13 protein-coding genes are annotated in these 12,637 nt (G+C 45.5%); all 13 read left to right on the top strand.

The features are described 5' to 3' along the window. Window positions 1–13: 13 nt before the first annotated feature. The 13 genes from infC to spoIIAB all read left to right on the top strand — a co-directional run bounded on the left by infC (window position 14) and on the right by spoIIAB (window position 12,628). Window positions 14–523 (top strand): translation initiation factor IF-3, encoded by a 510-nt coding sequence (gene infC / locus H8704_RS01585; RefSeq protein WP_118679188.1) that lies wholly within the window; start codon window positions 14–16, stop codon window positions 521–523. Between the two features lie 104 nt (window positions 524–627). Continuing rightward, window positions 628–828 (top strand): 50S ribosomal protein L35, encoded by a 201-nt coding sequence (gene rpmI / locus H8704_RS01580; protein WP_022225708.1) that lies wholly within the window; start codon window positions 628–630, stop codon window positions 826–828. A gap of 18 nt (window positions 829–846) precedes the next feature. After that, on the top strand, window positions 847–1,203 hold the full coding sequence (gene rplT / locus H8704_RS01575) for a 50S ribosomal protein L20 (protein WP_022463453.1): 357 nt from the start codon (window positions 847–849) through the stop codon (window positions 1,201–1,203). Between the two features lie 81 nt (window positions 1,204–1,284). Then, window positions 1,285–2,703, top strand: coding sequence for an MBOAT family O-acyltransferase (locus tag H8704_RS01570; RefSeq protein ID WP_249297022.1), 1,419 nt, complete (start codon window positions 1,285–1,287; stop codon window positions 2,701–2,703). Between the two features lie 62 nt (window positions 2,704–2,765). Next, window positions 2,766–4,235, top strand: coding sequence for an alginate O-acetyltransferase AlgX-related protein (locus tag H8704_RS01565; RefSeq protein ID WP_249297021.1), 1,470 nt, complete (start codon window positions 2,766–2,768; stop codon window positions 4,233–4,235). A 41-nt stretch (window positions 4,236–4,276) separates the two neighbouring features. Next, a complete protein-coding gene (locus H8704_RS01560; RefSeq protein ID WP_249297020.1) occupies window positions 4,277–4,672 on the top strand; it encodes a hypothetical protein in 396 nt (131 codons plus the stop codon). A 13-nt stretch (window positions 4,673–4,685) separates the two neighbouring features. Continuing rightward, window positions 4,686–5,783, top strand: coding sequence for a hypothetical protein (locus tag H8704_RS01555; RefSeq protein WP_249297019.1), 1,098 nt, complete (start codon window positions 4,686–4,688; stop codon window positions 5,781–5,783). A 97-nt stretch (window positions 5,784–5,880) separates the two neighbouring features. Beyond that, entirely contained in the window at window positions 5,881–8,526 is a 2,646-nt protein-coding gene (locus H8704_RS01550) for a valine--tRNA ligase (protein WP_249297018.1), read from the top strand. Window positions 8,527–8,588: 62 nt separating this feature from the next. Next, window positions 8,589–9,986 carry a DUF342 domain-containing protein gene (locus H8704_RS01545; protein WP_249297017.1) on the top strand — a complete coding sequence of 466 codons (1,398 nt, stop codon included), beginning with the start codon at window positions 8,589–8,591 and terminating at the stop codon, window positions 9,984–9,986. Window positions 9,987–10,044: 58 nt separating this feature from the next. Beyond that, window positions 10,045–10,197, top strand: coding sequence for a hypothetical protein (locus H8704_RS01540; protein ID WP_022463446.1), 153 nt, complete (start codon window positions 10,045–10,047; stop codon window positions 10,195–10,197). Between the two features lie 10 nt (window positions 10,198–10,207). Continuing rightward, window positions 10,208–11,653, top strand: coding sequence for a tetratricopeptide repeat protein (locus H8704_RS01535; RefSeq protein WP_249297016.1), 1,446 nt, complete (start codon window positions 10,208–10,210; stop codon window positions 11,651–11,653). Window positions 11,654–11,796: 143 nt separating this feature from the next. Then, a complete protein-coding gene (locus tag H8704_RS01530; protein ID WP_022463444.1) occupies window positions 11,797–12,180 on the top strand; it encodes an STAS domain-containing protein in 384 nt (127 codons plus the stop codon). Between the two features lie 4 nt (window positions 12,181–12,184). After that, window positions 12,185–12,628, top strand: a complete 444-nt coding sequence (gene spoIIAB, locus H8704_RS01525; protein ID WP_456298670.1) for an anti-sigma F factor — start codon at window positions 12,185–12,187, stop codon at window positions 12,626–12,628. Window positions 12,629–12,637 lie beyond the last annotated feature (9 nt).

Here is a 12,637-nt window from a genome sequence, read left to right as displayed (position 1 = left end):
GAGGTGCAGGAACATTAGTAAGACAGCAGTAAATGAGCAGATCAGAGACAGAGAGATTCGTCTGATCGGCGAGGACGGGGAACAGTTAGGAATTATGTCGGCAAGAGATGCCATGAAGCTTGCAAGAGAAGCAGATCTTGATCTGGTCAAGATTGCACCAAATGCAAAGCCTCCGGTGTGCAAGATCGTTGATTACGGAAAATACCGTTACGAGCTGGCACGTCGTGAGAAAGAGGCAAAGAAAAAGCAGAGAACAATGGAAGTAAAAGAGATCCGTTTGTCTCCAAACATTGATGTAAACGACCTGAACACAAAAGCAAATCAGGCGAGAAAATTCCTGAGCAAGGGTGATCGTGTGAAGGTATCCCTTCGTTTCCGTGGTCGTGAGCTTGCACATATCAATTATAGCAAACAGATTCTGGACAGCTTTTATGAGAAGCTGGAGGACATTGCTGTTGTGGATAAGCCTGCCAAGATGGAAGGTCGTACCATGGTAATGTTCTTATCAGAGAAGAGGCAGTAAAGATTGGCTGACCGGTTATTCGGTGAGCAAGGCTTTCAAGGCGGTGTACTGCCGATGCAGATACGCCAGATTATAAATATTATGCAAATAAGGAGGAAACTATCATGCCAAAAATGAAAACAAAGCGCGCAGCTGCAAAGCGTTTCAAAACTACAGGAACAGGAAAGCTCATGAAGATGAAGGCTTACAAGAGCCACATCCTGAATAAGAAGTCCACAAAGAGAAAGAGAAACCTGAGAAAAGCTGTAGAGGTAGATGCAACAAACGCAAAGATGATGAAGCGCATTTTACCATATTCTAAATAATTTAAGGAGGAAAGACAAATGGCACGTATTAAAGGCGGATTAAATGCAAAGAAGAAACACAATAGAGTTTTAAAGCTTGCAAAGGGATATAGAGGAGCAAGATCTAAGCAGTATAGAGTAGCAAAGCAGTCTGTAATGAGAGCCCTGACTTCCTCTTTCGCAGGTAGAAAAGAGAAGAAGAGACAGTTCAGACGTCTCTGGATCGCTCGTATCAACGCAGCAGCAAGACTTAACGGTCTTTCATACAGCAAGTTCATGTATGGTCTGAAGCTGGCTCAGATCGACATCAACAGAAAGATGCTTTCTGAGATGGCTATTTCTGATCCTGAGGGATTCGCTTCTCTCGTTGAGGTTGCTAAGAGCAAGCTTGCATAATTTGAAATATATGATGCTTATACAGGAAGAGTCCTTCGGGGCTCTTTTTGTCCTATATAATAAATGTAGAAAGGATACGAGATGGTATTTAGTTCTGCAATATTTTTATTTATATTTCTTCCGGTTGTATTTCTGGGGAATCTGCTGATTCGTCCTCTTTGGGCAAAAAATTTATTTCTGACTGCGGCGAGTCTTGTTTTTTATGCTTTTGGGGAACCGGTATATGTTTTTCTTATGATCGCATCGGCTGCGATGAATTATGGATTTGGCAGAGGGCTGGCAGCGACAGAGAGGCAGGAAATCCGGCGGTTTCTGCTGGTGGTTTCTGTACTTTGCGATCTGGTCATTCTGGGGACATTTAAGTATGCCGGATTTCTGGTGGAAAATATCAATCATATTGCCGGATCACACTTAAATGTACCGGAGATTGCGCTTCCGGTGGGCATTTCATTTTTTACCTTTCAGGCGATGTCCTATGTGATTGATGTGTACCGAAATCGGGACATGTGCCAGAAAAGCTTTATGAAGGTGCTGCTTTACATATCTTTTTTTCCGCAGCTTATCGCCGGGCCTATCGTGCGTTGGGGAGAGATTGAAACACAGCTTGATCACCGGGCTGTTACGACAGATGGTGTGGCGGAGGGCATCTGCCGTTTTGTGAAGGGACTTGCCAAAAAGCTTTTGCTTGCCAATGGGCTGGGGCAGATCGCAGATCAGGTGTTTGGCCTGAATATTGGACAGTACAGTATGGCAGTGGCATGGCTGGGAGCCATATGCTACGCGCTGCAGATTTTTTATGATTTTAGCGGATATTCGGATATGGCGATCGGTCTGGCATCCATGTTCGGATTTCATTTTCAGGAAAATTTCGATCACCCATACAGTGCGGAAAGTATTCACGGATTCTGGAGGAGATGGCATATCTCATTGTCATCATGGTTTAAGGAATATGTCTATATTCCGCTGGGAGGCAATCGAAAAGGAAAGCTCCGGACAGAGGTGAATAAGCTGATCGTTTTTTTCCTGACAGGCATCTGGCATGGTGCAAACTGGACCTTTGTGATCTGGGGCATGATCCATGGTATTATGAATGTGCTGGAGGATACGATCCTGCCAATCCGTAAATGCCGTTTTAAGTGGATCGGAAATCTTTATACATGGATCATTGCCGTGACAGCATTTGTAATGTTCAGGGCAGACACCGCCGTATATGGATGGCAGATGATACGGACGATGTTTGGCAATTTTTCATGGGACATGTTATCAAGACAGTTTATTCTGGAGCGGCTGGACGGTTATACCATGACTCTGCTCGCCGCCGGCATTTTATTTTCTTATCCGGTGACGGGAGTGCTTGCACGGAAGACATTAAAATGGCGGGAAGCTCATAGTGAAGTCTGGGAAAATCTGCGTTATGTGGGAGTGCTTTTGCTGTTTTTCCTTTGTGTCTGCAGTCTGGCGTCTGCCGCTTATAATCCGTTTATTTATTTTCGTTTTTAATAATGTATCCGGCGGACCGGAGCCTGAAATCATCTCCGGGATGCAGAGAAAAGGAGCCATGAATGAAAAAAAGAATATTTATTGCTGTATTTTTTATCATTTTATTGATCCCGTTTGTGGGAATGAGTGTATATCATGCGGATCTGAGCATTGAGAAAAAACATGAGGAAGCGTTACCTTCGCTGATACGGAATGGCAGGATCAATACAGGATTCTTTCAGGGCATTACCGATTATGTGGCAGATCATTTTGCATTCCGTCAGGAAATGATTACGGCAGATGCCCGGATCAAAGCCGGGATCTTTCACAGCTCCGCCAATGATAAGGTGATCGTGGGAAAGAATGGCTGGCTGTTTTTTCAGGAGACTATGAATGATTATCAGAAGAGGAATCTTTTGTCGGATCGGGAAATCCATAATTGTGCCACAGTGGTGCGCCTGATCGGACAGGGGGTAGAGCTGCAGGGGGCAGAGTTTGCATTTACTGTAGCACCCAATAAAAATACCCTTTATGGAAAATATATGCCGGATCGTTTTCAGACGGGAAGCGGCGAGGGCAATCTGGAGCATCTGATCCGGGAGATGAAAGCGCAGAAGGTTCATTATGTGGATCTGCAGACGCCTCTTCGGAAGGAACAGAAACAGGTGTACCATAAATTGGACACACATTGGAATAATCTGGGAGCTTCGATCGCCTGTGGAACATTACTGGGTTATTTTGGGAAAGATCATATCCATTATGAGAATGAGTCATATACCCGGAAGAAAAATTTTTCCGGAGATCTTCAGGGAATGCTTTTTCCGAAAAGCAGCAGGAAGGACTGGAATGTGACCTACGACCGTTCATGGACGTATGAATATGTCAATGATGTCACATCCACCGAGCAGATGGAGATTCAGACAGAAAATCAGACGCAAAGGGATGATCAGAAGAATGCAGTGAAAGAGAAACCGAAAAAGCAAAAGAAGCATAAAAGTCTGGTGATGTACCGTGATTCCTTTGGCAATGCACTGGTTCCTTTTATGGCACAGGAATATCAGAAGGGGTATTTTACAAAAGAGGTGCCATATGATTTAAGTCTGGTGGACGCTTATCAGGCAGATGACGTGGTGATCGAGCTGGCACAGAGGCAGATTCCGACATTGCTGGAAGGAATTCCCTATATGATGGCACCGGGAGTGGCTTTTGATCAGGATGTGGAGGAGATCACACAGACGGAAGCGGTGATGGAAACGGAAGAAGTGCCGGGGACGGATGGTGTGCTGCGGATCTCCGGAGAGACGGACAAGCAGTGGACAGACGATGATTCGGAGATTTATATCAGTATGTACGGAAAGAAGAATCTGCTGATGTATGAAGCGTTTCCGTCTGTATATGATCCGATGGATGACAAAGCGGACCGGGCATACAGCTATGGTGCCTATATTGATACCTCTTCTATGCCGGCGGATCATTATCAGATCGAGATTATTACAAAAAAGGATGGAAGCTATTATACAACTGGATTTCTGGGGAGATATGTGGTAACATAAATAAAATAGGGTAAATATTGAAATGTGAGAGGGGATCAAAGATGAAGAGGAAAAAGATCGTGCTAGCAGGGACGATCGTCTGTATGCTGTTTGGTAGTATGACGGTTCCGGCACAGACGGGAGGATCGGTATCACTTCCGGCGGTGCAGGTAAGTGCTGCAAAACGTGCAACAACAACGACGGAACAGTCTGCCACGAAGGGCAAAAAAGATACAAAGTCCCAGAAAAAAGCAAAGCAGAATAAGAAAAAGGCTAAAAAATATATTGGAAAAAAACTGAGTAGTCTTGTCAAGGCGATCGGCAAATATAAAAAGCTTTCCAAGGCGGCAAGCTGTTACTATGAAAACGAGTATGACGGTATTGCAAAATACGATGGTTTCGTGGTGTATTGTCACACCGAAAATAAGAAAACCTGGATCGTAGACAGTGTAGAATAGACAGGAGCAGCAGATGAGAGGAAATAGACAGACCAGAGACAGAAGTGTCTGGCTTGGTGTTACGGTTGCATTGGTGCTTGGGATTCTGTGTGGAGGCAGTATGGACATAAGCAGGTCTTATGCTGCTGAAGGAATCGGGAGCCGGCAGGAGGCTGTCCGGAAGAACGCAGGGGCAGCGGCATGGCATCAGGAGCTTTATTACAGCTCAGGAGGGATCTTTCGAGTCTCCGGTACGGAATTGTGGAAGGGGACAGCCGGGGAGCAGACTGCAGCTCCGGTAGAAGGGTCACCGCCTGCAGAGATGGCGGGTTCCGTGACGGAACCGGTGGGAACCGTGACACCGGCAGGAGAGACAGAACCTCCGAAGGAATCGGTACAGCCGGGGCATACAGCCGGGCCAAAGAACAGCATAAAACCGAAGCCCACAGTCACACCGGTACCGGGCAGGCTTGTCCATAAGAAATACACCACAAGGTATGTATATAAGGGCGGAAAAAAGCTGAAAAAAAGCTTTCTTACCCTGAAGAAAAAGACCTATTATTTTGACAAAAACGGAGAGATGTATCACGGCTGGCTGAAACGGGGCGGAGCGTATTATTATCTGGACCGGAGTACGGGAGTGCTGGTACATCATGGCAAAGCCGATGGCATCCGGATACGCAAAGGTCAGGCTGTGCAGACAAAGCTCAGTGTCAGAAAGATAGAAACCATGCGTACGGCAGCAAGACTGCTTGGGCAGATCACGAAGCCCTCAGATACGCGGGAGCAGAAGAAAATGAAATGCTATCAATACATTATGAAATGTGATTACCGCAGATATCGTTTTCTGGAGCCGATTTATAAGAAGAAGGGCTGGGAAAGCACCTTTGCTAATGATATATTCCGGCATCACGCCGGCTGCTGTGTGTCGGAATCATCCGCACTGGCATTTCTTTTTCACGAGATTGGCTACAAGGATGTTTATGTGTGCCATGATACCAGTCACGCCTGGGTGGAGATGAATGGCAGGGTATATGACAATCTGTTTTCCAAGGCGAAGGATTTCTGGAAGTATTATAATGCGACATATGAGAGTTTCGGGCTGCACCCGGTAGATAAACGCAAAATATAATGAGCCCTAAAGGACTCATATTAGGAGTTTCTTCGAAACTCCGTCATGCGCTGATAAAGAAAATTATTATAGATAATAAGAGAAAGGATGTAAGACAATGGCAAAAGAATTGGAAAAAAACTACAATCCTGCGGACATTGAGAAGAGAACCTATGATAAATGGCAGGAGAAAAAATACTTTCATGCGGAGGTAGATCGCAGCAAGAAACCGTTTACGATCGTTATGCCGCCGCCAAATATCACGGGACAGCTCCACATGGGACATGCCCTGGATAATACACTTCAGGATATCCTGATCCGTTTTAAGAGAATGCAGGGCTATGAGGCACTCTGGGTACCGGGAACCGACCATGCATCCATTGCCACAGAGGCAAAGGTAGTGGAAAAACTTCGGGAGCAGGGCATTTCCAAGGATGATATCGGCCGAGAGAAGTTCCTGGAGCATGTTTGGGACTGGAAGAAGCAGTACGGTGGCCGCATTGTAGAACAGCTGAAAAAGATCGGTTCTTCCTGCGACTGGGACAGAGAGCGTTTCACTATGGATGAGGGATGCTCCAAGGCAGTCAAGGAAGTATTTGTCAATCTGTACAACAAGGGACTGATCTATCGTGGAAAGCGTATTATCAACTGGTGTCCTCATTGTCTGACTTCTATTTCTGATGCAGAGGTAGAATATGAGGATCAGGCAGGTCATTTTTGGCATCTGCGTTATAAGACCACAGACGGTACCGGCTATATTGATCTGGCAACCACACGTCCGGAGACACTTCTCGGTGATACAGCCGTAGCAGTCAATCCGAAGGATGATCGTTATAAAGATATGGTAGGCAAGATGCTGGATCTGCCGATCGTACACCGTCAGATCCCGATCATCGCAGATGATTATGTAGATATGGAGTTTGGTACAGGTGTTGTAAAGATCACACCGGCACATGACCCGAACGACTTTGAGGTAGGACTTCGTCATAATCTGGAAGTGATCAATGTATTGACAGACGATGCTAAGATCGTAGAGGATTATCCGAAATATGCAGGTATGGACCGCTATGAGGCAAGAAAGGCAATCGTAGCTGATCTGGAGGCGGAAGGTGCTCTTTTGAAAGTAGAAGATCATGAGCATAATGTAGGTACCTGTTATCGTTGTCATACAACTGTAGAACCACGAGTATCAAAGCAGTGGTTCGTTGCTATGAAAGATCTGGCAAAGCCGGCAATCGATGCAGTAAAGAATGGAGATACAAAGTTTGTACCAACACATTTTGAAAAGACTTATTTTCATTGGTTAGAAAATATTCGTGATTGGTGTATTTCCCGTCAGCTCTGGTGGGGACATCAGATTCCGGCATTTTACTGTGACGACTGTAGAGAGATGGTTGTAACAAAGGAAAGCAGCTGCAATTGTCCGAAGTGCGGTAAGCCGATGAGACAGGATCCGGACACACTGGATACATGGTTCTCTTCCGCACTGTGGCCGTTCAGCACTCTTGGCTGGCCGGATAATACCGAGGAAATGGATTACTTCTATCCAACAAGTACTCTGGTAACAGGTTATGATATCATTCCGTTTTGGGTTATGCGTATGATGTTCTCCGGACTGGAGCATACCGGAAAGGTTCCGTTTGATACGGTACTGATCCACGGACTTGTCCGTGATTCCCAGGGACGTAAGATGAGTAAATCCCTCGGTAATGGTATTGATCCATTGGAGGTTATTGATAAGTATGGTGCAGATGCACTTCGTTTCACGCTGGTCACAGGAAATGCACCGGGTAATGATATGCGTTTCTACTGGGAGCGTGTAGAGGCAAGCCGTAACTTTGCCAATAAGGTATGGAATGCATCCCGTTTCATTATGATGCATCTTGGTGACAATACCATCACAGAACCTGCATATGATGAATTGAAAGAGGCAGATAAATGGATCCTTTCCAAGGTAAATACCCTGGCAAAGGAAGTTACCGAGAATATGGAGAAGTACGAGCTGGGAGTCGCTGTACAGAAGATCAATGACTTTATCTGGACCGAGTTCTGTGACTGGTATATTGAGATCGTAAAGCCGAGACTGTTTGCAAAGGAGGAGGATCCTGCTTCTGCCAATGCAGCATTCTGGACACTCCGTACAGTGCTGATCGATTCTTTGAAGCTGCTTCATCCGTATATGCCGTTTATCACAGAGGAGATATTCTGCACGATCCAGTCAGAGGAAGAGTCCATTATGATCTCTTCATGGCCGGAGTACAAGGAGCAGTGGAATAATCCGGCAGCCGAGGAAATGGCAGAGAATATCAAGAACGTTATCCGCGGTATCCGTAATATCCGTACCGAGATGAATGTAGCCAATTCCCGCAAGGCACAGGTTTATATCGTTGCAGATGACGAGACAACCTGCAAGGTGCTGGAGGGCAGCAGAGATGCCTATGAGCATATGATCTATGCTTCTGAGCTTTTCGTTCAGATGGATAAGACAGGCATCGCGGAGAATGCAGTATCTGTTGTGATTCCAAAGGCAACGATCTATATGCCGCTTGCTGATCTGGTTGATTTTGAGAAGGAAAAGGAACGCCTTACCAAGGAGAAGAAACGTTTGGAGGGAGAGCTTAAGCGTGTCAACGGTATGCTTAACAATGAGAAGTTTATGAGCAAGGCTCCGGAAAGCAAGATCGCAGAGGAAAAGGAAAAATTAGAGAAATATACAAGCATGATGACAAAGGTTGAGGAAGAGTTAAAGGCTCTGGAGAAATAATGCACCGCAGATAGGTGTTTGGCCACAACAGTGGCGGACATCCCGAAAGGTAGGGTGATCTTATGGAGAAGGTGGAAAAAAATGATTTTGGAGAAGTCCAGGTAGAGATTTCTGAGGACGATATGGAGGCATATATTACTCTGACTCCGGAGAAACGTGACCAGGTATTTCAGATGGATGAATTGAAGATCCTTCTGAAAGCGGCAGGCGTGGAGTATGGTGTACTGGAGGATGTTCTGCAAAAAGCGGTGTCCGAAAAACGGTACTATGAGCAGTTTACCGTTGCCAGAGGAGAGGAACCGGTGGATGGCAAGGATGGCTGGTTTGAGTTTCTTTTTCCCATCCATGTGGATACCCGTCCCAAGATCCTAAAGGATGGCTCCGTGGATTATACTTCATGTGGCCAGGTTCCTTCTGTGGGAGAAGGACAGGAAATCGTTCATTATCATCCGGCACAGAAGGCGAAGGATGGGACGAATGTTCTGGGACAGATCCTTCCGGGACGTAATGGCAGAGATCTTGCGCGACTGCGGGGCAAGGGATTTGAACTCTCACCGGATAATCTGGTTTATACCGCTAAACTTACCGGTAAGGCAACGTATCAAAATGATATTCTGAATATCAGCGCAGAGCTGACATTGGATGGAGATGTATCCTACACTACGACGGGAGATGTTCATTTTATTGGAGATATCAGGATCAGGGGCAATGTTCTGTCCGGGATGAAGGTGACTTCCGAAAAGGGAAGCATCATCGTGGATGGATATGTGGAGGCTGCGACATTGATTGCCGGTAAGGATGTAATCCTGAAAAACGGAATGCAGGGCAATGGGCAGGGAAAGGTTGCCGCAAAGGGAGATGTCTCCGGCAAGTTTTTTGAGCAGACATTTATTGACTGTGACGGAAATGTTGCGGCCAATGCTATAATGAATTGTCAGATTACCTGTGGACAGGATGTTAAAGTGTCCGGACGGTTTGGTGCCATTATTGGGGGAAGTGTTTCGGCACTGCACAGCATAGAAACCATGGTGGCGGGCAATATGGCACAGGTAAAAACGGAGCTTTGCGCCGGTATGGAGGATAACCTGTTTGCATTGCTGATGCAGCATGAAAAAAGCCGCAAACAGATTCAGGAGGAAGTGGAAAAGATCTTAGATGCTTTGAAAAAGATCAATAAGATATTGGAGACTTCGCCAACACCGGATCTGCAGCAAAAGAAACTAAAGCTCACCAGGGCGAAGATTGAAAAGGACACCCGTCTCAATGCGATCATGAAGCGCAAGCAGGAGACGGTAGATCAGATGAGTAAAACAAATGATGCCAGTATTACCATTTTAAAAAGAGCGAATCCGGGAACAGAGATTACAATAAATGGAAAACATGTATCTGTTCAGGACGAGATTACTGGTGTAGAATATAGAAGACGGGGTACGGGAATCGTATCCTATGGTCTGGAGTAAGTATGATGTCGATAATTGCGGCAGAAATGAATTGATGATTGAATGGAGGTAGTGTAAGATGGATTTCGAGGCAGAATTAGAAAAATTTCAGCCAAGTCTTGATATTGAACAGGCAGAGGATGCCATTTATGGAAACAGTACAACAGATGTGATGGATCTGCTCCAGAGTATTTTGGCAGATACAGGTGCAGTCACAAAGAACGCAGAATAGGGGAAGAAACATGAGATGTCCAAGATGTAATGCAGAGGTGTCTTTCAAGAAAGATCGTTGTGATAACTGTGGACAGGAGCTGCGTAATTACCGCAGGGTTCTCAGCGCGTCCAATATTTGCTATAACCGGGGTCTGGAACAGGCGAAGGTCAGAGATCTTTCCGGAGCGATCGCATCTTTGCACAAAAGCTTAAAATTTAACAAATTAAATACCAGTGCGAGAAATTTGCTGGGGCTCATTTATTTTGAAGAAGGAGAGATTGTATCGGCTCTCAGTGAGTGGGTTATCAGCAAGCATTTTCAGGAGGAACATAACGAAGCAGATTATTATATCGGACTGATCCAGTCTAATCCGAATCGTCTGGAGACCTATAGCCAGATGGTAAAAAAATATAATTCTGCACTGTTCTCTGCACAGAACGGCGATGAGGATATGGCGATCATTCAGTTGAAGAAGGTGGTCAGCACTAATCCGAAATTTATCCGGGCGCATCAGCTTCTGGCACTTTTGTATATGAAGACCGGCAAGAAAGAGAACCGGGTGCGTGCGTATAAGTTGATGAAATCCATCAGCGGGGTGGATGTGACCAACACCACGACATTAGCCTATTTAAAGGAGCTGTCAGATGTTCATATTAAGGGCGAAAATGCTGCACCAAAGGCAGAGAAGCCTGCGGAACAGCCGGTGCGAAAGACATTACCAAGGGTAGACGACAATGCATATAAGCCGATCACTTTATACAAAGAGGAGAAACCATCGGTGCTTCCGTTTGTTCACGTGCTTTTGGGATTGATCGCCGGAATCGTGATCATGCAGTTTTTGATCACTCCGGCATTAAAGAAGCATTCCAGTGATAAGGAAAATAAAGCCTTTAAAACTTACAGTGAGAATCTGGCTTCCGGTGAAAGTGATGTCAGTACGTTGAAAAATGCCAACACCGAGCTGCAGAAGCAGGTGGATGAGCTGACCCAGAGATTATCGGATTACCAGAGCGGCAATCCAACTGATCTGGATGGGGTTCAGGCGGTTTATGACAATCTGATCCAGGCAATGCAGTATTATATCAATGACGATAAGCTTTCTGCCGCAAAGGCTCTGGACAAAGTAGATCCGGACAGCCTGGCGGGGGATGAGGCGAAAAAGTTTTATAAGAAGATCAAGAAAGAAACCTATTCTACGGCGTCGGAATCTTTCTTTGAACAGGGAAGAGACTGCTACAACGGACAGGGCGATTATGCCGGTCAGAAGGATTATGATAAGGCGATCAAACTGTTGAAGAAAGCATTGAAGTTTAATGCAGACAATACAGATGCTATGTATTTTCTGGGACGCTGTTATCAGCAGAAGTCTGATTTTGAAACAGCAAAGCAGTATTATGACCAGGTGGTTAATGATTATCCGGATTCAGTCCGTGTTGCGGAAGCAAAGAGCAGACTGAGAGAGATCGGCCAATAGCCAGACATAAGAGGAAATGATGGGGAGACCTGTCAGAGTGTACATGTTATTGTATCACTCTGGCAGGTCTTTTTTTGTGCCTGGGAAAATACCGGTTTTGTTTTTTAGTTTTGCAGCGGCAAGCTGCAGGTTTTGAGAAAGGAATGGTGATTATTTTGAATCAAAAGGAGCAGGAAGCAATTCATTACGAAATACAGCAAAACTGTCTGATCATCTATATCTCGCAGGATCTGGACCATCATACGGTAAATTTGCTGCGGGAGCAGTCGGACAGGCTGATCGATGCCGGTGATATCCGTCATATTATTTTTGATTTTCGGGAGAACGATTTTATGGACAGTTCGGGAATCGGACTGATCATGGGGAGGTATAAGAGAGTGATGTTCCGGGGAGGAAAGGCAGCGGTCACCAATGTAGGCAAAGAGATTGAACGGATCTTTAATCTGTCAGGCCTGTTTCAGATCATTGAACGATATGCAACACCGGAGCAGGCAGTAGCGGGGCTTAACGCCAAAAAGGACAAATAAGAAAATGGAAAAATCAGATCAATGGAGGCAGAAAATGAAACTGATCATCGATAGTAATTCACAAAATGAAGCATTTGCGAGAACTGTGGTAGCAGCTTATATCACACGTCTGGATCCTACTCTGGAGGAGCTGGCAGACGTAAAGACAGCAGTATCAGAAGCAGTCACCAACAGCATTCTCCATGGATATAACAATGGAGAAGGAGAGATTGAGATCGTCTGTGAGATCAAGGGACAGGACATCATGGTGGAGATTACGGATCATGGAGTTGGTATTCCGGATATTGAAAAGGCAATGGAGCCTTTGTATACCACAAAGCCGGAGTGGGAGCGTTCCGGTATGGGCTTTGCGTTTATGGAAGCATTTATGGACGAGCTGGAGGTATATTCGGAGGTGGGAAAGGGTACCCGCGTCAAGCTCAGCAAACATATTGGGGACAGAACATGAGAGTTGACG

This window comes from Jutongia huaianensis, from assembly GCF_014384985.1.
GTDB lineage: Bacteria > Bacillota > Clostridia > Lachnospirales > Lachnospiraceae > Jutongia > Jutongia huaianensis.
The sequence above is the reverse complement of the archived record's forward strand: the minus strand, read 5'-3'. Positions and strand labels throughout refer to the sequence as shown.

Bases quoted from the DNA above. Each gene is read 5' to 3' on its own strand.
- rpmI (WP_022225708.1), top strand. From the start codon at position 628: ATGCCAAAAATGAAAACAAAGCGCGCAGCTGCAAAGCGTTTCAAAACT.
- rplT (WP_022463453.1), top strand. From the start codon at position 847: ATGGCACGTATTAAAGGCGGATTAAATGCAAAGAAGAAACACAATAGA.
- H8704_RS01570 (WP_249297022.1), top strand. From the start codon at position 1,285: ATGGTATTTAGTTCTGCAATATTTTTATTTATATTTCTTCCGGTTGTA.
- H8704_RS01565 (WP_249297021.1), top strand. From the start codon at position 2,766: ATGAAAAAAAGAATATTTATTGCTGTATTTTTTATCATTTTATTGATC.
- H8704_RS01560 (WP_249297020.1), top strand. From the start codon at position 4,277: ATGAAGAGGAAAAAGATCGTGCTAGCAGGGACGATCGTCTGTATGCTG.
- H8704_RS01555 (WP_249297019.1), top strand. From the start codon at position 4,686: ATGAGAGGAAATAGACAGACCAGAGACAGAAGTGTCTGGCTTGGTGTT.
- H8704_RS01550 (WP_249297018.1), top strand. From the start codon at position 5,881: ATGGCAAAAGAATTGGAAAAAAACTACAATCCTGCGGACATTGAGAAG.
- H8704_RS01545 (WP_249297017.1), top strand. From the start codon at position 8,589: ATGGAGAAGGTGGAAAAAAATGATTTTGGAGAAGTCCAGGTAGAGATT.
- H8704_RS01540 (WP_022463446.1), top strand. From the start codon at position 10,045: ATGGATTTCGAGGCAGAATTAGAAAAATTTCAGCCAAGTCTTGATATT.
- H8704_RS01535 (WP_249297016.1), top strand. From the start codon at position 10,208: ATGAGATGTCCAAGATGTAATGCAGAGGTGTCTTTCAAGAAAGATCGT.
- H8704_RS01530 (WP_022463444.1), top strand. From the start codon at position 11,797: ATGGTGATTATTTTGAATCAAAAGGAGCAGGAAGCAATTCATTACGAA.
- spoIIAB (WP_456298670.1), top strand. From the start codon at position 12,185: ATGGAAAAATCAGATCAATGGAGGCAGAAAATGAAACTGATCATCGAT.